Consider the following 23,314-nt stretch of genomic DNA (forward strand, 5'->3'; position numbering starts at 1 on the left):
CGCCACCGCAAGGTCGCGGGCTTTTGTCATTTCTGACGTTGGAAGAGGCGGCGCGCGGACTCAGCGCCACCGGAGCGGCATGAATAACTCAGACGAGCGAAACGTTGAGTGTCTTGCCCAGCGCCTTCGCGGCCTGCTCGACGAATTCGATTTTCGACGAGTGACCAAGATCAAAAAGGCGATCCACCTGCGGCGTGTGCACATCGAGCATACGCGCCAGGTCGGCCTTGCGCATTTTGCGCGCGTGCATCTCGTTCCAGAGTAAGACCTTCGCGGTTTCAAGCGCAGGCAGGGCAACGACAGCATCGCCGGCATCGGCAGGTGATGGAAGCGGTACCGGGCGGCGCTCATCGAAATAGATCGACAGCGCAGTTTCCAGCGCGTCAACGGCCTGGGCCAAGGCGTCCTCTTTGTCGTCACCGACAGAGTTCGCTTCGGGGAAGTCGGGGAAGCCGACCAGGTATGTGCCATTTGAATCAGGCGTGAGAGTGATTGGGTAATTTAACATTTGAGCCTCTGTCTACGGACTAACGGTTTATCTGTCTAACGGTCTACGGTTTAACGGTTTAACGGTTTTGGAATTTCATTGGTGCTGGCGATCTACGATACTGCGAGCGGCGAAGAAAACCCCTTTCGGGGCTTTCTTACTTCAAACCTAGGTCTTTCTTAATCTTCTCTACCAGCCCCGTCCCTATCTCTTTCGCTCCATGGTCCGGGAAGACTGTTGATCTGCCATTAAGAAGTACCTTGTGGTGGCTTCCTTTGCCCGGGGTGATTTCAGCGCCCTGTTTGAGCAGCCACCTCCGGAACTCGTTGTATTTCATACATCCCCTTATGTGTGTCAGTGGTAAGATAATACAACAAATATGTTGTGTTATCAAGAGGTTTATCAACATATTTGTTGTGTTTGATAGTGCGCGATGACCGATACGCCCCGCCCGGCGAAAGAGACCGTTCGCGAGTACTTCGAGCGCCTCACGCACGCCCAGCTAGACCCGCCGCCAACGCCCGAAGAGATCCGCCGGCAGCTCGGCTGGCACATGCTGCCGGCGACGCGCCAGCCGGATGCAGTCGAAAACGAAGAGTCTTAATCATCATCCTTGTAGCCAAGCCTCACCGTGCGATGCTGATGAAATAACTGCTGGAGTCTGGCTACTAGGTGGCGGTGTCTCAACTGGTTGGTGAGGAACATATCGCCTGCGTCGCGCTCTTGGGGCTCTTGCTGCCCCACAGCAAGCATGAAATTGCTCTCAGATAAAGTGAGCCCAGTAAGGACTTCATCGCCATCGCTGTTTATTTGTAGCGAGCCTGTGGCTCGAAGAATTATTCGAGTTTTATGGTTGATGTTCAGCATCCCGCCTCCGTTGTACTCAAGGGGGATGATATTGCGCTTCCAGAATCGCTGCAGTTTGATTCCCATCAACAACTGCTCTGGTTGCGGCTTCGTTTATTTGCCGATGGCGCATCACTGCGATGGCCAGCAGCACCGTTTCCCTGTTGGACCCTTTGCCACCTGCCGTGACTTCCGCCGCACTATACGGCGGTGGCTCTTTTATTCGAGGCTTCATGAACCAGCGCCACTACCGCGATTTGATCCGGCGCGCGGTGCTGTCGAAAGACACCCACCAGTTGGGCCTGATCGTCGCGCAGCTCACGGATGCTGAGCGCGCCCGCGAGATATTGCGTGCGAAGGGCTACGGCGCCAGCGGCATGAATGCCAGCGCCACCGCTGCTCAGGTGCCATGCACACCACGGAAAAATTAGATAGTCTCCTGACATTGATATAGTGGCGCTACATTCACGATCAGGGGCATTTAATGAAGAGAAATTTCGTAGCAACGGTGATCGAGCCGGCCAACGACAAAGCGCCTTTGGGTGTCGGAGTTGGCGTTGAGCTTCAATTTAACGAAGAGATCGAGGGGTTTAGTCGTGACACGTTACTCATGTTTTTGGCTGACGACGCTACTATGGATGATGCTGAATCGCTCGCGAGGCTCTTGAATAGCTCCGTTGTAAAAGTAAAGGCGAGCAACCCTTAATCTGGTTGTTCTGCTCCATAGACTGGGTCGCCCGATGGCGGCCCTTTTTTATTTGAGGTATGCATGACCATTCGCCTGTTGAAGCCGTACGCCCAGCGCCCCGTTAACGCCATCACCACGTTCCCTGCGAGCGTCGAGGCTGGCCTGATCGCGGCTGGCAAGGCCACGGCCGACCTGACTGGCGGCGTGCAGTACTTCGCACCACGGCCGGGCCTGGTCTTGCAGGCGAAGCAGATCGCCGTCGGCACGGTGGCGCTGCAGGCGGAAGAGCAGACCACAGTCACTCTGCCCGAGGGCCAGGTGCTGCTGGTGACCGGCGCCGCCTCGACGGTGGGCTCGGTGTCGCGCGCTGGCAGCGCCGATACGTGGGCGGTGGCGGCCGGCGCCTTGGCGGCAATTGGCCCTTATGCCGGCCCGCAGCGCTTGTCGATCGCCTGCATCACCGGCGCCATCACTGCGTCTGTGCGCGAGGCGGTACTGGCCGCAACGGGCGCCGCCGTCGCAACCATCAGCGGTACCGGCATCGTAGGCCAGCCGCTGACCGCAACACTTCCGGCTGGCGTGGTCGGCACGCTGCAGTTCACGAAAGCGCTCAAGGCCGCCCCCTTCACCAAATCCAACATCTCCGGCGCGGTGGCCAATGCGGTCAACAGCTTGAGCTACACGGTCCAGTCGGGCGATGCGCTGTACAACATCGGCTGCGACGCATCGAGCACCGTCTCGTCGTCGAACGTGATCTCGGCGCAGGCTGGCGCCCAGACCGCACCTGGCCAGCCAGCCAAGCCGGTACTGACCGCAATGGCCGGCGCCGTGAGCGTGGCCTGGACGCCCGGCGCCGCCGGCAGCACCGCGACCACCAGCAACATCTGGACAGACATCAACGGCAACGTGACGCAGCTGACCATGAATCCGCAGACCATCACCGCCGCAGCCGGCACGCCGTACACCGGTACCGTGACCACGCTGAACGCGCAGGGCGCAGGTCCGGCATCGGTGCAGGCGGATGCGGTGACGCCAACAGCACCTGTCTCAGCAGACATGTCCTGGCTTTTCAAGAATGTTTTGTTCGGATCGTCCACGTTCGCGGCGCAGGTTGGGATGCATAACCCTGGGCGCCAAAGCATCCTGTTCCATAACGATACGCCTTACTGGGGCCAGTACATTTTGGCCTCGGCCCCAAACAATGATTACAACCAGCCGACCGGCACGTGGGTGGATGTTCCACCAAATGCGCAGGTACTGGTGACCGATTCCGGGAAACCGTACGTGCGCGGCAAGGCGTTTGCGATCACCGGCATCACCAGCGATGGCACGACTGCCACGGTTACGACCGCCGCAGCGCACAACCTGGCTACCGGCTCAAGCGTTCGGATCCAGGAGGTGACCCCATCGGGCTACAACGGCGCATTCCCGAATATCACTGTCACCGGCGCCAACACGTTCACGTATCCACTGGCGGCGAGCCTGGCCGCAGCTACCGCGCCGGGCACTTGGGCTGGTCGCCCACTCACCGGATTCACAGTACAAACGAAGGCGATCAAATAATGGCTTCTACCGTCCAAACCCTTGTCCCGCTCGATCAGCCAGTACTCTCGCTGCTGAACCCTGTGTTGTCAGCAGTTCCAGCGATCATGCCCCTGCTTATCACCCGCACGGGCAATCTGTGCATCGGTCGCCGTACCAGCGATAACGCGCTGGCGTACTCGGCCGATGAAATGGCTACCTGGACAATCCTTACCAACAAGCCGGCCGAGAAGCCGCTGGCCATCATCGAGACCCACGATGGTGAGTTATTGGTGCTGGCGAGCAGCTCAAGCAACGCAGGCGCTGCCGGTGTGAACATCGTTTATAAAACGACTGGCTGGGCGACCAATAAGCAGGGCGTGACATTCACCAGTAAGAAGTCGATTGGCGGGGTAGCCGCTGGCGTGAACAGTGGCTGGTCGTTCAACAACGGCAGTGTGATTCCGCCCAATGCCACGCTCCCCAGCGGCGCCATCGTCACCAACCAGTACGGCACGCAGACCCAATCGACGGGCGACAACACCACCCGCGCTGTGTATAGCTACGTTAGTTTTGACCACGGGGAGACGTGGGTGGACCTGCTCAGTCTGCTAAATGCCGGCACCACCAATCCGCTGGGCGTGCACTTCCATGGCTGCTACGCGTCGCCGCTCGATAATCGCGCCTATCTCTCGTTCGGAGACAATACCGGCACCGGTCCTGCATTGGCTGGCACCGGGAAAATTCAGGTCGCGTATGTCAACCTGGAAGATTTGACCTTCGGTTTCTTGCCGGCGCCAGCGCAGTACACCGTGTTCACCGGAGCGAACTCGTTGCAATTTACCGGCATCCGTGGTGCTGACGATGGCAGTTTGATCTTCACTCCTGACACCGCGCCGTTCGCCATTTTTGTGCTGGGCCGCACAGGTTACCGTCAGTTCAACAACATGCACTGGACTGTGCCGGTTGGCACAGCCGATGCGCGCACCATCGGCATCGGCATCACCCAGGTGAAAGCCGGCGACCCGGCCTTTACCAGTTTTCAGATGGATGCGACCACCAACGGTCTGGGCGCGGCGAACGCCGTGCCAGCGTTCTACGTCGCCGCCAATGGAACCGACTGGCAGCTGCTATGGAGCGATCCCACCAATACGCTCAGCGTGGGTGAGCAGGTCTACATGGGCACCGTCGGCATGTTCGCCAGCAAGAAATTTGTTGGCTTCTACACCAGCACCGAGTCCGGCCTCGGCACTCGTATGCTGACCGGTACCGTATCGGGTATCTAATCAATTCAATGAAGCTGACGACCCTCAAGCCGCAGATACAGCCGCTGCGCAGCACGCTTCCTGTTGTCCAGCCGATGTCATGGCGCTCGGACAAGCAGAGCAGCACCGCGCGCGGCTACGGCTACAAGTGGCAGCAGGCCCGTGCCGGCTACCTGGCGCACCACCCGCTGTGCGTGTACTGCGAACGTGAGGGGCGCGTGACCGCAGCCACCGTGGTCGATCACCGCGTCCCGCACCGTGGCGACATGAAGCTGTTCTGGGACAAGGCGAACTGGCAGTCGCTGTGCGCCGCCCACCACAGCCGCGACAAGCAGCGTGAAGAAGCTCGGATGGGCGACGTCATTGATGGCCATGGTCTGGTGCGTGAAGTGCCGGCCCGGCCAATGGTTGAGAAATGATGTATCAGCCGAAATGTTTCAAAAAAGCAATGCCGGGGGGGGGTAAAAGTTTGATGCCCCTCGCGACCTAGACCGCGTCCTCTCCCACGCGCAGAATTATTCCCTCACTGAGGATTTTGTTAATGGCTTTAACAGGCAAAAAGCGTGCGTTCGCCGATGCCGTTTTGGCCGGCCGCAGCAATAAGGATGCGGCGATCGTGGCCGGGTACAGCCCGGCGACGGCATCGGCCGCCGGCTCGCGTCTTGTTAAAGACCCAGCCGTGGCCGAGTACCTGAAGGCGGCACGCGCCAACATCGGCCCGGGTGTACCGGCGACCCTACCGCCAGCTGCGCCGCCGGCGCGCCCAACGTTCGATCTGAGCCGTGCGCTGCAGCATACGGACCCGAAAACGTTCCTGATGGCGGCGATGAACGATATCGAGCTGGGCGAGAAGCTGCGCATTGATGCCGCCAAGGCGCTGATGCCCTTCGTGCACAAGAAGCCCGGCGAGATCGGCAAAAAAGAGGAAAAACTTGACGCAGCGCAGAAGGCCGCCGGCGGTCGCTTCGGCGCGCCGCCACCGCCGCCACGCCTGGTGTCTGGTGGTGGTAAGTGACTTCCTATCCGGTGTGGACCACCGCATGCCACGACTGGGAAGCGCGCATTGTTGCAGGCCTGCCGCTGACGCCATGCCCGCCGCTCTATCCTGACCAGGCCGAGGCGGCGCTGGCGATTTTCAAAGAGCTGCGCATGGTCGACGCGCCCGGCAGCCCGCGCATGGGTGATGTGGTGCGCGAGTGGGTGCTGGACTTTGTAGCCGCCATCTTCGGCGCCTACAATGCCGAGACTGGGCGCCGGCTGATCAAGGAGTTCATGCTCCTGATCAGCAAAAAAAACGGCAAGTCGACCATCGCTGCCGGGATCATGCTGACGGCGCTGTTGCTGAACTGGCGCCTGGAAGGTGAATACATCGTCCTGGCGCCAACGAAGGAGATTGCGGACAACAGCTACAAGCCGATGGCGGCGATGATCAAGGCTGACGATGAGTTGGCCGCGATGCTGAAGGTGCAGGACCACATTCGCACCATCACGCACCTGACGACCAACGCCACGCTCAAGGTAGTGGCGGCCGACGGCGAGACGGTGTCGGGGAAAAAGGCCATCGGAGTTTTCATCGATGAGCTGTGGCTGTTCGGTAAAAACCCGCGCGCCGACGCCATGCTGCTGGAAGCGACGGGTGGCCTGGCCTCGCGGCCCGAGGGATTTGTGATTTTCGCGACCACGCAGTCGGACGATCCGCCGGCCGGCGCGTTTCTGTCGCGGCTGCTGTATGCACGCGGCGTGCGCGACGGGCGGATCCACGACCCGCAGCATTACCCGATCTTGTACGAATTTCCTGAACACATGCTCAAGGCCGGCGCGCATCGGGAGGTGGCGAACGCCTATGTAACGAACCCGAACATGGGTACATCGGTCGATGAGGAATTCATCGCGCGAGGCTTTCGCCAGGCGCAGGAAAAAGGCGAGGTCGAGTTCCGCGGCTTCCTGGCCAAGCACCTGAACGTGCAGATCGGCCTGGCGCTGATGTCGAACCGCTGGCCGGGCGCCGATTTTTGGGAGCAGCAGGGCCTGCGCCCGGCGCTGACCTTGGACGATCTGCTGGCGCACAGCGAAGTGGCCACCGTCGGCATCGACGGCGGCGGCCTGGACGACTTGCTGGGCCTGGCGGTGATCGGCCGCGAGCGCGAGACCCGCCGCTGGCTGCTGTGGACCAGGGCCTGGGCGCACCCCTCGGTGATGGAGCGGCGAAAAAGCGAGGCCGCCCGCTTCGAAGACTTCGCCAAACAGGGCGACCTGGTGCTGGTGAAGCGCATTGGCGAGGACGTGGAGCAGGTGGCTGCGGCCGTGCTGAAAGTGGAGCAATCCGGGCTGCTCGACAAGGTCGGCTGTGATTCGGCCGGCATCGGTGCCATTCTCGATGCGATGGTCGAGGCCGGCGTGCCGCAGGAAAAGATTGTCGCCATTTCGCAGGGCTGGCGCCTTGGGGGCGCCATCAAGACCACCGAGCGCAAGCTGGCCGAGGGTGTGATCGAGCACGGCGGCCAGCCGATGATGGCTTGGTGCGCGGGCAATGCCAAGGTCGAGCCGCGAGGCAACGCCATCTTGATCACAAAGCAGGCGTCCGGGTCCGCCAAGATCGACCCGCTGATGGCGGCCTTCGACGCTGTCTCTTTGATGGAACTGAATCCGCCGGCGCAAGGTGGGTCGGTGTACGAATCGCGCGGCATAAGGACTGTATAACCCATGAGATTTTTAGATTTCTTCCGGCCAGCAGCAGCGCCGGAGGCGCAGTCACGCCCAAGCGATGTGGTGGACGTGCCGGCGCCGGCCGCGGAGGCGCCCGCAGCTCCAAGTGTCCAGGCGTCGACCGGCCACCTGTTTGCCGGCCTTGACGATCCCGACCTGCTGGCCTTCATGCGCACCGGTAGCGGCACAGCCTCGGGCGCCTACGTCAACGCGTCGAAGGCGCTGCAGAATATGGCCCTGCTGCGCTGCGTGACGCTGATCTCGGAATCGATCGGCATGCTGCCGCTCAACCTGGTCGAGCGCGGCGACGAAAAACGCTATGCCACCGAGCATCCGCTGTACGACATCTTGAAGGCCAAGCCCAACGGCTGGCAGACGGCCTACGAATTCAAGGCGCTAATGCAGCTGCGCGTGATGATGCATGGCAATGCCTACGCCCGTGTGATCTGGTCGCGCGACCAGGTGCTGCGCCTGATCCCGATGTGCCCGAAGCGCGTAACGGCGGATCTGGACGACAGCTGGAACATGGTCTACAAGTTCACCCGCAAGGATGGCCACCAGATCACACTGCCGGCTGACGAAGTATTCCACCTGCGAGACCTCTCCGAAGACGGCGTGACAGGCCTGTCACGCGTGCGCCTGGCGCATGAAGCCATCGGCATCGCGCAGCAGGCCGAGAAGGCCGCCGCGCGGCTGTTCAAGAACGGCGTGATGGCCGGCGGCGCGCTGTCGGCTGCGGGCGCACTTACCGACAAGGCATTTGGACGATTGCAAGAATCGATCAACGACAAGACCGGCGCCGAGAATGCCGGCAAATGGATGATCCTGGAAGAGGGCCTGAAGGCCGAACAGTTTGCCAACACGGCCGCCGATTCCCAGCACCTGGAAAACCGCAATCACCAGATCGAGGAAATCGCGCGCGCCATGGGTGTGCCGCGCCCGCTGCTCATGATGGACGACACGTCCTGGGGTAGCGGCATCGAGCAGCTGGCCATCCTGTTTATCCAGTTCTCGCTGCAGCACTGGTTCACCATCTGGGAGCAAGGTATCGAGCGCACGCTGCTGTCGAAGGAGGATGGCAAGAAACTGCGCGCCAAGTTCAACGAGCGCGCGCTGCTGCGCGGCACCCTGAAGGACCAGGCCGAGTTCTTTACCAAGGCACTCGGCTCCGGCGGGCATGCGCCATGGATGACGCAAAACGAAGTGCGTGAGCTGCAAGACCTGGCCCGCTCAAATGACAAGGGCGCAGACGAATTGCGCGCGCCCACCAACCAAGCGAAGACACCCAATGACCCTGCTAAAACTGCCTGAAATCAACGCCGCCCAGGGCCTGGGCAACATCCAGTTCGACATGCGGCCTGACGCGCTCGAGCGATGGGAGCCGGGCATTCGTGCGGCTGCCGATGAAGACGGCCCCACGATTTCCATTTACGACCGCATCGGCGACTCATACGACGGCGAAGGTGTAACCACCAAGCGCATATCTGCCGCCCTGCGCAACATCGGCGCGCGTGACGTAACGGTCAACGTCAATTCGCCCGGCGGCGACTTCTTCCAGGGCGTGGCGATCTACAACCTTCTGCGCGAGCACAAGGCCAAGGTCACCGTCAAGGTCATGGGGATCGCTGCCTCGGCCGCGTCGGTGATCGCCATGGCCGGCGATGAGATCCTTATGGGCGATGGCGCCTTCCTGATGATCCACAACGCCTGGGCCATGGCGATCGGCAACCGCCACGACATGATCAAGGCTTCCGAGCAGTTGGCCCCGTTCGATGCTGCCATGGCATCGGTCTACGCCGCCCGGTCCGGACTCAGCGCTGCGGAGGCCGCCGCCATGATGGACAAAGAGAGCTGGCTCGGCGCGGCGCAAGCAGTCGAGCAAGGCTTCGCCAGCGGCATCTTGGCGCGCGAGCAGCTGGGCCGTGACCCAGAAGCCAGCGCTGACACGAAATATCTTGCGATGGTGGAGGCGGCCATGGCCAGGGCGGGACATTCCCGTTCGGTGCGCCGCGAAGCTATCAAGTCCCTGTTTTCTGGCACGCCGGGCGCTGCTGGGAAAGACGCCACGCCGAGCGCTGGCAAAAACGAAGTAGCAGCGTCACTGCAAATCCTGATCGACAATTTGAAAGGCAAGTAATGAAAAAAGTAATGATGACCAGCATCGCCACGGCGATGATCGCCAGCGCCATGGCGGCACATGCCGCCCAGGCCAACCAGCCCATCCCTCGCGGCATCGTCGCCGTGCGCGCCGACAGCGAAGTGACCACCATGATCACGGATCTGAACAAGGCAGTTCACGCGTTCCGCGAGGAGTACAACCAGCAACTGGCAGATATCAAAAAGGGCAATGCCGATGCCCTGCAGGCGTTGAAAGTCGACAATATCAACGCAGAAATCAGTAAGTTGCAGGCATCGGTGGACGCCGCGAATGAGCGCATGGTGGCAGCTGCCATGAACGGCGGCACCGGCGCCGGTTTGAAGGACAAGGAATATTCCGATTCCTTCAACGCCCACTTCCGCAAGGGCGAAGTGCAAGCTTCGCTCAACAAGGGCCAGGCGGCCGAGGGCGGCTACCTGGCCCCGGTCGAGTGGGACCGCTCTATCACAGATCGCCTGGTCGTCGTGTCCCCGATGCGCGCCCTCTGCGCTCAGCAGAACATCAGCACCAACGGCTTTAGCAAGCTGTTCGCCATTCGCGGCACCACTTCAGGCTGGGTAGGCGAAACCGCGCCGCGTCCGGAAACCGGGACGTCCACTTTCGGCAGCCTTACCTACAACACGGGCGAGCTGTACGCAAATCCTGCTGCAACCCAGCAGATGCTGGACGATTCGGCGGTAAATCTGGAAGCCTGGTTGGCGGGCGAAGTGGAAACCGAATTCTCGCTCCAGGAAGGCATCGCCTTCTTGTCGGGTAACGGTGCCAACAAGCCTAACGGCTTGCTGACGTATATCACAGGCGGTTCCAACGCTGCCGCTCACCCGTGGGGCGCCATCAAGACCGTGAACAGCGGCGCCGCTGCAGCGCTGACCCCGGAGGGGTTGATTGACCTGGTGCATGAGCTGCCGAACGAGTACACCGGCCAGGCGCGGCTGATCATGAACCGGAATACCCAAAAAGCGATCCGGAAAATGAAAGACGGCGAAGGTAACTTCCTGTGGCAGCCATCGTTCCAGGCCGGCGCACCCGCTACGCTGCTGGGTTACGGCATCACCGACGTGGCAGGCATGCCTGATATCGCCGCCAATTCGAAGCCGATCGTATTCGGCGACTTCAAGCGCGGCTATTTGATCGTGGACCGCGTTGGCGTGCGCGTGCTGCGCGATCCGTTCACCAACAAACCGTACGTCCACTTCTACACCACGAAGCGCGTGGGCGGCGGCCTGTTGAACCCGGATGTACTGAAGGCGCTTTCCGTCGGCGCGTAATCGTCGGCGCCACCATAAGCCCGGCCGCGTGCCGGGCGATTCACAGGAGCTAACATGATTTTCGAAAAGCCATTCACGGGTGTGCCCAACGGCGAGATCTACCCGATCAGCTACGAGCCTGGCCAAGATTGTCCGCCCGAGTTGCTCGACGCGGCCAAGGAACTGGGCGCTGTCGCCGGCGATGATGCCGATGCGAAAACGGCCAGCAAGAAGGTGCCGGCAAAATGACCATGATCTCGGTCGAGGTGGCTAAATCGCACCTGCGCGTAGTGGGCAACGACGAGGATGCCGACATCGAGCTCAAGCTGGAGGCGGCCGAACAATCGGCTGTCTCGTATCTGAACCGTAATGTGTACCCGGACAAGGTGGCGCTCGAGGCGGCCATCGAGGCGGCGCCAGCTGCGTTTGCAGAGGCGCGCCAGGAGCAGCTGGCGGCAATGGCTGCCGCAGCACTGCTGAAGGATTGCGACGAGCGTGCCATGGCCAAGTTGGCGGCGGCTGAGCGCTGGTCGACCGCGCGGCTGGCCGGCATTCACACTCACCGTGGCATCGTGATCAACAGCGCGATCAAGGCCGCTATCCTGCTTATCGTGGGCCACCTCTACGAAAACCGTGAAGATGTGGTGGTGGGCCTGTCGGTCGCGCAATTGCCGCTGAGCGCTACTTCGCTCCTGCGGCCGCACCGCATCGGAGTGCCGCTGTAATGCGCGGCTCCCAACTTGATGATCGCGTGACGATCGAGCGCCAGACGCAGGTGAATACTCCCAGCTACGGCATGCAGCCAGGCCCATGGGTGGTGGTCGCTTCCAGAATTCCGGCTCAGGTGCTGGATGACTTGCCCAGCAAGGATGAATCGGTGCGCGATGGACTTGCGGTGGCGAAACGGCCGGCACGGTTGCGTATCCGTTATATGCGCGGACTCACGTCCGATATGCGCGTAACGCTTCACGGCGAAGACGATCGGGTATTCCAGATCGTCGGTGGCCCTGCCGAACTGGGACGGCGCGCCGGGATTGAAATGAAATTGGAGGCCTATACCTCATGAGCGATGAATATATCAGCGGAGGACGCCAGCTCGACGACTTCCTCAAAACACTGAGCACGAAGGTGGAAAAAAACATCATGCGCTCGGCGCTGCGCCAAGGCGCTAACGCATTCAAGGATGCCGTCAAGGCCAACATTCCCGTCGATAGCGGCGCGCTGCGGCGCAGTGTGCGTGTCGCCACGAAGGCGAAAGGCGGCCGCGTCACCGCGTCGCTGCGCGTTGGTAACAAGCGGGCCTGGTACGGGCATATGGTCGAGTTCGGTACCAGCGCGCACCAGATCCTACCGAAGAATGCCAAAGCACTGGCGATTGCAGGCGTGGCCGTCCGATCAGTCGATCACCCTGGTGCGACGCCTCGCCCATTTATGCGCCCGGCGTTCGACAGTAAGGGCGCTGCCGCCGTACAGGCCGTGGCCACCCAGATCCGCGCCCGCCTGACCGCCGAGGGTATCAACGTACCGGCTCCGGAGGTCGATTGAGCGATACCTCGATCATCCACGCCCTACTGGCCAGCAATGCTGCGCTGATGGCCCTGGTGCCGACCGAGCGCATTCGCATTGGCACCATCCCTCAAGGTACCGTGCTACCAGCGATCCTGATCAGCACGGTTTCGAGCAACGATCGGCAACGCGTAGCCGACAACAACAAGCCGATCCTGATCACTGCCCGCACCGAAGTGACCGTGTTGGCGAAGAATTACCAGGACCAGCGCAAGGCAATCGACCTGATCGGCAAGGCCATTCGTGGCGGCCGGCGCATGGTCGGCGGCGTCCTGGTTGCCAGTATCAGGACCGATATTGTCGGCCCGGATATGCACGACAAGCCCCTGGACATTTACATGCAAAGCCGCGATTTCCAAGTGGTGTATTACGGTTCGCGCGCGCCGGCACCACAATAAGTTTCTCCAGCCCGCCCGTATCGCAATTTCGCGTGCGGGCTTTTTTATTGAAAGGAAGATCATCATGAGTGATGGTGAAAATGTCACGACCGTAGCGGAGAGTAAGCTGTACATCAGCTTGGGCAAGCCGGCAACTAACAACGCGGCCGGCTTCGCCGCGCTGACCTGGACCTTGATCGGCGAGATCACCGACATCGGTACTGTCACCGGCCGGGAATACAACACCTCGACCCACGCGCCGGTGGCCAGCGCCCAGCAGATCGAGAAAAAGGCCAGCTACAAACTGGGCTCGTCCGAGTTCAAGATGGGCTGGGATGAAACCGACGAAGGGCAGCAGATGGTGGATGCCGCCAGCAAGGACTACAGCATCCCGTCGTTCAAGCTGGAAAAGCAGGACGGCGCCGTCCGCTACTTCACCGCCCAGGTGTCGAAATTCACCGAAGACAACGGCACGGTCGATAACGTCGTCCAGGGCAGTATGACCCTGTTGCGCCAAACCGACACGATCCGCGTCGCAGCACCAGGCTAACAGCACACCGCATTACAACCGCAGCACCACCACGAAAGGCCGGCTAAGAACCGGCCTTTTTCTATTTCTACTTTGGAGTTTCATCATGACCGATATCCGCAAACACGCCGTTGAACCTACCTCGATCCTGCACCTGCGCAACGCTGCCGACGAGCTGCTGTATGCCGAGGATGCCGACGGCAACCCAGACAAGAGCCGCCCCATGCAAGCCGTGATGTACGGCCCCGGCAGTAAGCCGTTCAAGAAGGCCCAGGCCGCATCGAGCAACCGCCTGATGGAACGTCTGAAAAAGAAAGGCAAAGACAGCCAGTCGGCCGAAGACAAAGCGCAGGAAGATGCAGTGTTCCTGGCTGCCTGCACCAAGTCCCTGGATAACGTCTCGTTCGACGCGCTGACCGGCGAGGCTTTGTTCATGGCCGTCTACACCGCCCCGGAAATCGGCTTTATCCCCGAGCAGATCAACAAGCACATCGGTGACTGGAGCAATTTTACGAAGGCGTCGCCGACGATCTAATCCTGTACGTCCGACAGGCCGCCTGGCTGGCGGCCGTGCCGGAAGCGCCCAGTAAAAAATCGTCGACCATCCAGTTGTCCCGGCTTGATCGGCACAAGCGCGATGGTGTGACGCCCAAATATCCGCCGATCGACGCCGGCGCCCACTTGATCACGTACCTGTTCGAGATCGGCCCTGGTCAGCCAGGCAGTATGGGCGAGGTGCCCCTCTCGCATGGCGAGCTGCGCGCCTGGCAGGACAACATGGGCTTCGACTTGGAGCCGTGGGAATCCCAACTGCTTCGCCGCCTGTCTGGCGAGTACTTGAGCCAGCTGCATAAGGCGACCGATTCGAATTGCAAGCCGCCATTCGGCGGGCTGTACCGAGCTCCGAACTTGAGCAAGAAAATCGACGACGCGCTCGACTGAGCCGCCGTCCGCCGCCCTGTGCGGCATTTATTCACGATGGTCGCAGAGGCGGCCATTTTTCGTTGGGGCTGCACATGATCGTTGGTGATATGGAAATCCGCCTGCGGGCCGACATCGCGCGCCTGCAGCGCGATATGGACCAGGCCCGCCGCGTGGTCAACGACACAGCCAACGGTATTGGCCGCGCGGCCGATGCCATGAAGATGGCGCTGGCGGGGATCGGCCTTGGCGTTGGCTTGGGCGGCCTCGCCCGGATGGCGGACGAGTACAACAAATTTACCGCGCAGCTGCGGCTGGCGACTACGTCGCAGCGCGAATACGCGGCGGCGATGGATGACGTGCGCCGGATCGCAAATAGTGCTCAACAGGACTTGGCGGCCACGGGCACGCTGTACGCCCGGATTTCAAACGGTACCCGCGAGCTTGGCATCCAGCAAAAGCAGGTCGCAAAAATTACTGAGACGGTCAACCTGTCGCTTTTGGTATCCGGCGCCACGGCTTCCGAGTCCGCATCGGCACAGTTGCAGTTGTCGCAGGCATTCGCCTCCGGCACGCTTCGCGGCGAAGAGTTCAACGCCGTCAACGAGGCTGCGCCGCGCCTGATGAAGGCGCTTGCCGACGGCATGGGCCTGCCTATCGGCGCACTGAAGGAAATGGCCGGCAACGGCGAGATTACGTCCAAGATCATGGCCGAAGTGCTGCCTGCCGCTCTGGTGGCGCTGCGGGAGGAGGCCAAGCAGATCCAGACTATCGGCGGCGCAATGACGGTGCTCAAGAACCGGACCATGGAACTCGTGGGAGTGCAGGCGCAGGCCAGTGGCGCTGTGTCGGTCATCAATTCTGCGCTCGACCTTCTTGGCCAGAATATCGGCCTGGTGGTAGGGGCAATCGGTACCCTCGGTGCTGCGAAACTTGGATCAGGATTGGCTGCCTGGGCCGTTGATTCTTACCGTGCCGCTGCCGCCAGCAGCGCGCAGGCGACAGCAACGCTGGCCGCTGCGGCGCGCACCACCGAGGCCGCTGCCGCGACCGCAGCCGCGAAGCTTGCTGCTGCGCAGGCCGACGTGCGCGCAGCCGCTGCGGCATCGTCCCTGGCCGCCGCGCGCGTCGCTGAACTCCGTGCGTCCGTCCTCGCAGCGGAAGGAGCCACTGCCCTGGCGATCACCACCAATGGATTGATCCCGGCCCAGGCCCGGCTCTTGGCACTGGAGCAGGCGCGCACAGCCGCGCTGGCTGCCCAGGCAGTGGCCGCTGGCGCCGCCACCACGACGGCGGCTGCCGCTACAGCCGCACTGGGCGCGCAGGCCGCTGCTGCCACGCTGGCCACCAGAGCTATGACGTTGTTACGCGGAGTCATGAGCATGTTCGGTGGTCCTATCGGAGTGATCATCACCCTCCTTGGCGCCGCTGCAATGGCCTGGTCCCACTTCTCCGACAAGGCCAAGGAATCCAACCAGGATACAGCTGAATCGTTCGAGGAAGCACAGGTTCGTATCGTCAAAGGGCTGGACGAGCAGATTGCCAAGCAAGAGGCATTGCTACGCCTGAAGGGAAAAGGAATTCCCGTGCAACAGGCGGACAAAGAATATCCGATCATCAAGCAAATCGAGGAGGGACAGCGCCGCGTGGCGGAGATGGAAAAGACCATGAAGCCCTCCGTCGGCGAGTCACTCAAAGACTTTGCTACACGGTACAAACGAGAAGTCGATGGCGTTCTTGAGTTGCAAAAAAAGCTACCAAAGGCGAGGGAGGGCGAGAAGAAGGTTGGCGAGCAGACGACTGCTGATCGCGTGGCGGGGCTGAAAAAAGAAATGGCCACAAGCGCGGAGAAGATGGCGGCCGAACTGAAAGCGATCGAGGATCTTAAGGGCAAAACCGGTGAGTACGACGACCTGGTTGCGCGCATCCGCAAGAAGTATGAAGACAAGGGCGCCGCCTCGGCACTGAAGCAGGAAGAGACTGCTTACAAGACGCTGATCACCAGTATCAAGGAAAAGATCGCCGCTAACGAACTGGAAATGGCTGGTTACAACCAGCTGACTGAATCGCAGAAGCTGACCATCAAGCTCGACGCCGAAGTGGCGACCGGCAAAACGAAGCTGAATGCCGGCGACATCGAGCGTGCGCGCGCCCTGATTGCGGTGGTTGCAACTACCGACGGCGTGATCGCGTCCAACAAGCTGGCGGCCGAGGGCTTGGCTGGCTTTACCAAAATGCAGAAGGAACACGACGACCAGGTGGCGAAGACCCTGCTGGCCGCGCAGGACGAAGCGGCCAAGAACGAAGAGCTGGTGCTGACCTACGGAATGTCGAAGGCCGCGATCGAGCAGATGGAACTGGCGCGCCTGGAAAGTCAGTATGCGCAGCGTGTTTCGAACGCGCTCACCCAGCAGGAGATCACCGACCTCGAGGCACTGATCGCGGCCAAGCAGCGCAGTGTGGCTGCCGTGACCAAGATCGAAACCCTTGATACCGGCTCCGACGTGACCAGGGCAAAGGAACTGCTCGACATTCTGGTCGCCGTGGACAACGCGGCCAAGTCCGCCGCTCAAGGCATGGCGGCATCGTTCGGTACCGTGGGCACCGCCATCGGCGGCCTGACCACGGCGCTGACCGACTACGCCGTGCAGCAGCAGGCTGTGGCCGCGCAGTTGGCGGCCGTGAAGGCGGACCCCAAGAGCAGCGCCGACAAGATCGCCAAGGCCGAAATGGCCGCGTCGAAGGCATCGGCGCAGGCGCAAGTCAAATCGTATGGCGATATGGCTGCCGCCGGCAAAGGGTTCTTCAAAGAGAACTCGAAGGGCTATAAGTTGATGGAAACCACGGAGCGTGCATTCCGTGCGTATGAGATGGCCATGGCCGTCGAGTCGATGGTGAAGAAGATCTTCTTCAAAGAGGGGGAGGTGGCGGCCAACCTGGCGCTGAACGCGACCAAGCTCTCGGGCGAGGCAGCCACCACCGGCGCTTCCGTAGCGCTTGCTGGTACCGAGGCGAGTGCATGGGGCATTACGGCCGTGGTCAAGGCTATTGCCTCCCTGCCGTTCCCGCTCAACTTGGCCGCCGGCGCCGCAACATTGGCTGCCGTTCTGGCGATCGGTGCCAAGGTGATGGGCGGTGTGGGCAGTGGTGGGCTGAGCGTCTCGCAGCAGCGCCAAGAATCGCAAGGCACTGGCACGGTGTTCGGCGATAGCACCGCGAAATCGGATTCGATCAAGCGGTCCCTTGAGCTGGTGTCGAGTAACAGCAGCATCGAATTGAACTACACCCAGGGCATGCTCGCCGCGCTGCGGAACATCGAATCTTCGCTTGGCGGGCTTGGCAACGTGCTGGTGCGCAATTCCGGGCTGACCGGCGCGACGGCCGCCCCCGTGAAAGGTTCGGCACAGCAGACCTTCGACAACGTCTTCGCACCAGGCTCGCTGGGCGAGAAGCTGACCGGCGGGGTGGTTGGAAAAATTGTGGGCTCGATCTTCGGCGGCAAGAAAACCGTCGAAGACACTGGCTTCAAGATCGATCCGACAACTCTGGCGCAGGCCATGGCCGGCAACCTCAATTCGTTCCAGTACACCGATATCAAGAAATCTGGTGGCCTGCTCCGTAGCGACAAAACGAATACCTCATGGGATGCGCTCGGCGCCGAGGCTGACACGCAGTTCGCTCTGGTGCTCGGTAGCCTGGGGCAGGGCGTTACCGAAGCTGCGAAGCTGCTGGGTCTGGGCGGCGACGAATTCACAAAGCGCCTCAACGGCTTCGTGGTCGATATCGGCAAGATCAGCCTCAAGGGTATGAATGGGGAGGAAATTCAAAAGACGCTGGAAGCGGTGTTTTCCAAGCTGGGCGACGACATGGCCAGCTACGCTGTGGCCGGCCTCGACGTATTCGCAAAAATTGGCGAGGGACCGCTCGAAACCCTGACTCGCATCGCAGCGAATTACGCCAACCTCGATTCCATTCTGGCGTCGAGCGGCACGTCGTTCGGGCAAATGGGCATGGCCAGCATCGCGGCGCGGGAGCGCCTGATCGAGTTGGCCGGCGGCATCGATGATCTGGCCAGCCTGCAGTCCGGCTTCAACGACAACTTCCTGACGGAGGCTGAGCGGCTGGCACCGGTGCAAAAATACGTCACCGGCCAGTTGGCGGCGATGGGCCTGCAATCCCTCGACACCCGCGACAAGTTCAAGGATTACGTCCTGGGCTTGGCCAACAGCGGCAAACTCGCGACCGACGCTGGCGCCGCGCAATACACCTCGCTGCTGGCCCTGGCCGATGCGTTCGCAAAAACGCACGCGGCCACCGAAGACCTTACGCAGAGCGAGCAGGAAATTGCAGACGAGCGCAAGGACCTGGCGCAGCAGTTGGCCGAGATCACGAAGAGCGAAGCGGAGCTGCTGGCCATCCAGCGCGCTGGCATCGCCGACGTGAACAAGTCGCTTTTCGACCAAGTGCAGGCGGCCAAGGCGGTCGTGACGGCAAAGGACGCGTTGTCTGCCGCTTACGACCGCGAGGCATCGGCGGCCAAGACTGCGCTCGATCGCTCGAAGGCGTGGGTAACCACGCTCAACGGCTTAAATCCTGCACTCGCGCAGGGCAATCTGTCCACCCTCACGCCGGAGCAGAAATATGCCGAGGCGCGGGCGCAGTTCGAGAAAACGCTGGCCGCCGCAAATTCCGGCGACACGACAGCGCAATCCGGACTGTCGGCGGCGGAGCAGGCATTCCTCACCGCGTCGCAAGTGGTCAACGCATCGGACGCCAAATATGCGGCCGACTATGCCCGCGTGATCGCGGCCAACCAGGAGGCGGTCAAGTGGGCCTCGCAGCAGGTGGACCTGCAGCAGGCCAGCTACGACGCGCTTGAGGCGCAGGTCAAGAGCCTGATCACCATCAACGACAGCGTGCTCACGGTGGCCCAAGCCATCGCCAACCTGCAAATTGCGATGGGTGTGACGGATGGTCTGGGTGTGAAGTTCACCGAAGCGCCGGCCGTGACGGCCATGGTGGCCAGCGCGGCACCGGCAATCGATTACAGCCGGTACTCGGCAGCGTCGAATGCTGGCTCGGATGCACTGGTTGCGGAGATCCGGGGCCTGCGTGATGACAACAAGGTGCTGCAAGAGAAGGTTGAGCGCCAGACTGCCGTTCTGGCCCGGGTGACTGCTGAATCGAATGAGAAGGCGGCCGGCACGGTGGTGGCAGGCGTCGAGAAGTCGGCGAAGGCTTCGGCCTGGACCTCTACAGTGAAAGGAGTTTACGCAGAATGACCGATCAACAATTCATGGCCTGGCTGAAAAACCCAGCCGCAGTGCGCATGGTGCTGATCGAGGCCGAGGTGAACGTGGACGGCGCCGAGGTGACGCGCTACATCGCCTCGCGTGAGTACGTCACCGGGCCGGCCGACGTGCCGGCCAACACGGCGTATCTGCCGCTGGCCAAGGGGGGCCTGGCTTTCACCGAGCAGGTCACCCTGATCGGTGAAGCCTCGCTATCCAGCGGCGACATCGAGCTGGATAACGGCGACGGCGCGCTTGATAGCTGGCTGAGCGACGTGTGGCGCAACCGTCGCATTCGCGCATGGTCCGGCGATCCGGCGTGGCCGCGTGCTGATTTCCGTCTCGTGTTCGACGGCATCGTCGACGACGTGGGCAGTTCGAGCCGCGACACCGTGAACCTGGTGCTGCGCGACAAATTGCAGCGCCTGAACACGCCGATCAGCGAGGCCAAGCTGGGCGGCACATCGCCCAACAAGGACTCGGTGCTGCCGATTCCCTTCGGCGAATGCCACAACGTGGCGCCGCTGCTCACCGACCCGGTGGCGCTGGAGTATGGATTCCTCGGCGCCGTGGAATCGTTGATCGAGGTGCGCACCAACGGCAAACCACTGGGCGTGATGCCGGGCAGCCAGGCCGGCCGGTTCAAGCTGAGCAGCAATCCGTTCTCGACGGTGATCACGGCCAGCGTGCAGGGCGACAGCGGCGGCGGTTACGCGCCCCGTATAGCTCCTCTGGTGCGCCGCATCGCCACCGCGTATGGCAAGGCCTCCGACCGCTTCACCGAGGCCGACCTCGACGTCGCCAACCTGGCCGCCTTCGATGCCGCCCACCAGCAACCAGTCGGTCTGTACGTGGCCGACCGGATGAACCAGGCGCAGGCTATCCAGCAGCTGGCGGCCAGTGTTGGGGCACAGGCGATCATGTCGGCCACCGGGCAACTGCGCCTGGTGCAGATCGCGCTGCCGGCCGCCGGTGTTCCGGTGGAGATCGGACCCGACCAGATGCTGGCGAACTCGCTGCGCCCGGCCGAACGCCTGCCTGTAGTAGCCGCGGTAAAAATCGCTTTCGACCGCAACTACACCGTGCAGGCCAACCTGACCACCAGCATCCCGCCAGAGCACGCGGACCTGTACGCCACCGAGTGGCTGACCGAGACGGTGGTGGACGAAGCCGTGCAGGCACGGTACCGGCAGACCGATGACCCGGTGCAGATCGAAACATGCCTGAAAGCCAGGGCCGACGCGCGCGGCGAGGCCGAGCGGCGCCTGGCGCTGCGCAGGGTGCCGCACACCATTTACGAGTTGGACGGCGAGCCGGAGCTGGCTGTGCTCGAGATGGGCGCTCCAGTGGTGCTGCGCGACGATCGCTGGGGCCTGGCCGCCGGCGCGCCGGGCGTGGTGGTGATGATGCAACGGAACTGGCTGACCGGCCGTGTAACAGTAGGAGTGATGGTATGACGGCAATCATAGGCGAACGCGACACCCTGATCATGAGCACCGTGCCGCGCTACGCCGCGCCCATCGACCGCGATCTGCACCTCACGGCCAGCTCGACCACGTTCGAGGTGTCGCTGACCGGCCAGCCGACGCCAGCAACGATCACGTTCTCGGCGCTGATGTTGGGCGCCGTGGGCGAGATCACGTTCTCGTCCGAGCCACCGGTAGCGCTGACAGTGGCCAACGGCGACGCCGTGCTCAAATTTGAGGATATGACCTCCAGCATCGTGACAGTCACGGCGACCACTGTCATCGACGGCCTCACCTATATTGATCGCCAGACCGTGGACAAACGTCAGGCGCTGGACCTGCGCCCGCCGCCAGCGCCGACAGGCTTGGTCACCACCGGCCAGCCGGCCGCGATTCGCCTGAACTGGGCCGCCGCCCCGGCCAATTATGCCAACCTCGATTACACCGAGATCTGGCGCGCCGGCGTCAACGACTTCGGCCAGGCGGCGCCGGTCGGCCGCGCGGACGGGCGCGAGTTCACCGATCCGGTCGGCCCGGGAAAAACGCTCTACTACTGGATCCGGTACGTCTCGCGCGCGGCGATCCCGGGGCCGTTCAATAACAGCACCGGGACGGTCGGCGCGTCAGCCGCCGAGGTTCAGCACCTGCTGGAAGTCCTGACCGGTCAAATTCGGCACTCGCAGCTGTTCACCGACCTGGGCGAAAAAATCGATCTCATCGACGACCTGGTGCTTGCCGTGGGCGACACCGTGGGGGCGGCGGTATCCGCGTCGCAGGCGGCCCAGTCGGCGACAAACGCAAGCGGGTCAGCAGCATCGGCCAACAGCGCAGCCGGCGTCGCAACCCAGGCGGCTAACTTGGCGGGGCAGAGCGCCGGCGCGGCCGTGCAAAGCAGTCAGTCGGCATCGAGCGCAGCTACCAATGCCGCTGGCAGCGCGAGTTCAGCAGCAACCGCTGTGCTGCAGGCGCAGGCAATCCTGAGTGACCCAGTGACCGGGCTGGTCAACCAGGTGGCGGTGGTAAAACAAACTCTGGAGACGACCGCCAGCACGCTGAACGGCGTCGCTGCGAAATACAGCGTGCAGATGGATGTGGACGGCGTGGTGGGCGGGCTGGAGGTGCTGGGTGGCGGTGGGCGCATCGATTTCGGCGTGCGCGCCAGCGGCTTCTTCATCGCTGGGCCGGCGGGAAGCGCTGTTCCGTCAGCGGTACCGTTCATTGTGCGCACCACGGAAACTGTTGTCGGCGGCGTCACCATCCCCATCGGGGTCTACATCGCCGACGCATTCATCCAGAACGCCTCGATCACCAACGCGAAAATTGGCGGTGACATTTGGTCGAGCAACTGGGCGCCAGGTGCCAATGGCAGCGGCTGGTATCTGCAGCGCACGGGCGATTTCTACGCCAACAGCGTACGCCTGCGCGGCAACATCGCCGGCGGTACGTACACCGGCTACGCCTGGCCGCCGAACAATGGCACCGGATACTACCTCGGCCCCGAGGGACTGCTGCTGGGCAATCCCAGCACCGGGCGCTACATTCAATTGGAGAGCGACGGTACGCTGCATGCCCCGGGGCTCTCGATCGAGGGTGGCCGGGCTAGTTTTTCGGGTAACGTCAACACTGGTATGGGCGCCGGGTTTCGCATTGAGATGGGGCCCGATGATCCGGTGTATGCGATGTGGGCCGGCGCCGGAACAAAAAATGATACCAACGCGATTTTTTACCTGAAACGCAGCGGCGCCGGCTATTTCGGTGGCGCGCTGTCGGCGGGCATCTTGCGCACATCCGTGACGAATCCAACTCTGGATGCAAACAGCCAGGTTACCGACGGTCCATTCGGTACCAACGGCGGTCCGATCACCGTGGTGTGCAGCTACTCGTACAGCGAGGAGGCAGGGCGCGATGGCGGCACCTACAGCGCGTCTGGCCCAGAGAACTCGGCAACGATCCAACTTTACCGGACGATCCGCGACACTGCCGAGGAACTCGTGCAGACCTTCAGCGTCACCGGCGCCACATACATCCAGAACAATGGCGTTTTCGACGAACTGTCGTTCTACCAGCGCGTGATCGAGGGATCGATCACATACACGGATACGGTGGGCGGTAGCCAGGATCGTACGTTCCGCGCCGTGCTGGTGACCAGGTCGCTGCGCACCATTACGTTCAACCCGATGCCGGGCGGGATCGGCCAGTCGATGTCGAATATCCGTCAATCGCTGAGCCTCATTTCCACGGAGTGA

25 protein-coding genes are annotated in these 23,314 nt (G+C 62.1%); 22 read left to right on the forward strand and 3 right to left on the reverse strand.

Features of this window, described 5'->3' with window-relative positions; genetic code table 11:
* Positions 1 to 88 precede the first annotated feature (88 nt).
* Together DUPY_RS26610 and DUPY_RS27435 are read right to left on the reverse strand one after the other, a co-directional pair.
* Complete coding sequence (locus tag DUPY_RS26610) at positions 89 to 508, reverse strand: type II toxin-antitoxin system HicB family antitoxin (protein ID WP_070252244.1); 420 nt, start codon at positions 506 to 508, stop codon at positions 89 to 91.
* A 136-nt stretch (positions 509 to 644) separates the two neighbouring features.
* Positions 645 to 896, reverse strand: a complete 252-nt coding sequence (locus tag DUPY_RS27435; protein WP_307188210.1) for a type II toxin-antitoxin system HicA family toxin — start codon at positions 894 to 896, stop codon at positions 645 to 647.
* Between the two features lie 24 nt (positions 897 to 920).
* On the opposite strand from DUPY_RS27435, the gene DUPY_RS28555 reads away from it, so the two are divergent.
* The gene (locus DUPY_RS28555) at positions 921 to 1,091 is read left to right on the forward strand and encodes a hypothetical protein (protein ID WP_167359123.1); all 171 of its coding nucleotides are present in this window, start codon (positions 921 to 923) and stop codon (positions 1,089 to 1,091) included.
* Here DUPY_RS28555 and DUPY_RS26615 read toward each other — a convergent pair.
* Entirely contained in the window at positions 1,088 to 1,420 is a 333-nt protein-coding gene (locus DUPY_RS26615; protein ID WP_070252246.1) for a hypothetical protein, read from the reverse strand. The genes DUPY_RS28555 and DUPY_RS26615 overlap by 4 nt on opposite strands.
* Positions 1,421 to 1,566: 146 nt before the next feature.
* Here DUPY_RS26615 and DUPY_RS26620 point away from each other — a divergent pair, with 146 nt between their 5' ends.
* The 21 genes from DUPY_RS26620 (at position 1,567) to DUPY_RS26715 (ending at position 23,314) form a co-directional block, all read left to right on the forward strand.
* The gene (locus DUPY_RS26620; RefSeq protein WP_070252248.1) at positions 1,567 to 1,764 is read left to right on the forward strand and encodes a hypothetical protein; all 198 of its coding nucleotides are present in this window, start codon (positions 1,567 to 1,569) and stop codon (positions 1,762 to 1,764) included.
* Positions 1,765 to 1,817: 53 nt separating this feature from the next.
* Entirely contained in the window at positions 1,818 to 2,039 is a 222-nt protein-coding gene (locus DUPY_RS26625) for a hypothetical protein (RefSeq protein WP_070252250.1), read from the forward strand.
* A gap of 63 nt (positions 2,040 to 2,102) precedes the next feature.
* Positions 2,103 to 3,584: a hypothetical protein gene (locus tag DUPY_RS26630; RefSeq protein ID WP_070252252.1), complete on the forward strand. Its 1,482-nt coding sequence runs from the start codon at positions 2,103 to 2,105 to the stop codon at positions 3,582 to 3,584.
* Positions 3,584 to 4,828 (forward strand): hypothetical protein, encoded by a 1,245-nt coding sequence (locus DUPY_RS26635; RefSeq protein WP_141749702.1) that lies wholly within the window; start codon positions 3,584 to 3,586, stop codon positions 4,826 to 4,828. Before DUPY_RS26630 ends, DUPY_RS26635 begins: the two co-directional genes overlap by 1 nt.
* A gap of 8 nt (positions 4,829 to 4,836) precedes the next feature.
* Complete coding sequence (locus DUPY_RS26640) at positions 4,837 to 5,226, forward strand: HNH endonuclease signature motif containing protein (RefSeq protein WP_070252256.1); 390 nt, start codon at positions 4,837 to 4,839, stop codon at positions 5,224 to 5,226.
* A 122-nt stretch (positions 5,227 to 5,348) separates the two neighbouring features.
* Entirely contained in the window at positions 5,349 to 5,822 is a 474-nt protein-coding gene (locus tag DUPY_RS26645; protein ID WP_070252258.1) for a terminase small subunit, read from the forward strand.
* Entirely contained in the window at positions 5,819 to 7,507 is a 1,689-nt protein-coding gene (locus tag DUPY_RS26650; RefSeq protein ID WP_229255521.1) for a terminase large subunit, read from the forward strand. Before DUPY_RS26645 ends, DUPY_RS26650 begins: the two co-directional genes overlap by 4 nt.
* Before the next feature lie 3 nt (positions 7,508 to 7,510).
* The gene (locus tag DUPY_RS26655; protein WP_070252260.1) at positions 7,511 to 8,824 is read left to right on the forward strand and encodes a phage portal protein; all 1,314 of its coding nucleotides are present in this window, start codon (positions 7,511 to 7,513) and stop codon (positions 8,822 to 8,824) included.
* Complete coding sequence (locus tag DUPY_RS26660) at positions 8,802 to 9,650, forward strand: head maturation protease, ClpP-related (protein WP_070252262.1); 849 nt, start codon at positions 8,802 to 8,804, stop codon at positions 9,648 to 9,650. Before DUPY_RS26655 ends, DUPY_RS26660 begins: the two co-directional genes overlap by 23 nt.
* Positions 9,650 to 10,939, forward strand: a complete 1,290-nt coding sequence (locus DUPY_RS26665) for a phage major capsid protein (RefSeq protein WP_070252264.1) — start codon at positions 9,650 to 9,652, stop codon at positions 10,937 to 10,939. Before DUPY_RS26660 ends, DUPY_RS26665 begins: the two co-directional genes overlap by 1 nt.
* A gap of 54 nt (positions 10,940 to 10,993) precedes the next feature.
* A complete protein-coding gene (locus DUPY_RS28560) occupies positions 10,994 to 11,167 on the forward strand; it encodes a hypothetical protein (RefSeq protein WP_167359124.1) in 174 nt (57 codons plus the stop codon).
* Positions 11,164 to 11,643 (forward strand): head-tail connector protein, encoded by a 480-nt coding sequence (locus DUPY_RS26670; RefSeq protein WP_070252266.1) that lies wholly within the window; start codon positions 11,164 to 11,166, stop codon positions 11,641 to 11,643. Before DUPY_RS28560 ends, DUPY_RS26670 begins: the two co-directional genes overlap by 4 nt.
* Entirely contained in the window at positions 11,643 to 11,984 is a 342-nt protein-coding gene (locus DUPY_RS26675) for a phage head completion protein (protein ID WP_070252268.1), read from the forward strand. Before DUPY_RS26670 ends, DUPY_RS26675 begins: the two co-directional genes overlap by 1 nt.
* On the forward strand, positions 11,981 to 12,463 hold the full coding sequence (locus tag DUPY_RS26680) for an HK97-gp10 family putative phage morphogenesis protein (RefSeq protein ID WP_070252270.1): 483 nt from the start codon (positions 11,981 to 11,983) through the stop codon (positions 12,461 to 12,463). The genes DUPY_RS26675 and DUPY_RS26680 overlap by 4 nt, the downstream gene beginning before the upstream one ends.
* Positions 12,460 to 12,882, forward strand: a complete 423-nt coding sequence (gene gp17, locus DUPY_RS26685) for a tail completion protein gp17 (protein ID WP_070252272.1) — start codon at positions 12,460 to 12,462, stop codon at positions 12,880 to 12,882. The genes DUPY_RS26680 and gp17 overlap by 4 nt, the downstream gene beginning before the upstream one ends.
* Before the next feature lie 64 nt (positions 12,883 to 12,946).
* Positions 12,947 to 13,411, forward strand: coding sequence for a hypothetical protein (locus DUPY_RS26690; protein WP_070252275.1), 465 nt, complete (start codon positions 12,947 to 12,949; stop codon positions 13,409 to 13,411).
* Positions 13,412 to 13,496: 85 nt separating this feature from the next.
* Complete coding sequence (locus DUPY_RS26695; protein WP_070252282.1) at positions 13,497 to 13,925, forward strand: hypothetical protein; 429 nt, start codon at positions 13,497 to 13,499, stop codon at positions 13,923 to 13,925.
* Positions 13,926 to 13,960: 35 nt separating this feature from the next.
* Entirely contained in the window at positions 13,961 to 14,332 is a 372-nt protein-coding gene (locus tag DUPY_RS26700) for a phage tail assembly chaperone (RefSeq protein ID WP_141749703.1), read from the forward strand.
* Between the two features lie 74 nt (positions 14,333 to 14,406).
* Positions 14,407 to 19,593 carry a tape measure protein gene (locus DUPY_RS26705; protein ID WP_084640910.1) on the forward strand — a complete coding sequence of 1,729 codons (5,187 nt, stop codon included), beginning with the start codon at positions 14,407 to 14,409 and terminating at the stop codon, positions 19,591 to 19,593.
* A complete protein-coding gene (locus tag DUPY_RS26710; RefSeq protein ID WP_070252289.1) occupies positions 19,590 to 21,059 on the forward strand; it encodes a hypothetical protein in 1,470 nt (489 codons plus the stop codon). The genes DUPY_RS26705 and DUPY_RS26710 overlap by 4 nt, the downstream gene beginning before the upstream one ends.
* Entirely contained in the window at positions 21,056 to 23,314 is a 2,259-nt protein-coding gene (locus DUPY_RS26715) for a phage tail tip fiber protein (protein ID WP_070252291.1), read from the forward strand. Before DUPY_RS26710 ends, DUPY_RS26715 begins: the two co-directional genes overlap by 4 nt.

It is taken from the genome of Duganella phyllosphaerae, from assembly GCF_001758785.1.
In the GTDB taxonomy this organism is placed as follows: Bacteria; Pseudomonadota; Gammaproteobacteria; order Burkholderiales; family Burkholderiaceae_D; genus Rugamonas; species Rugamonas phyllosphaerae.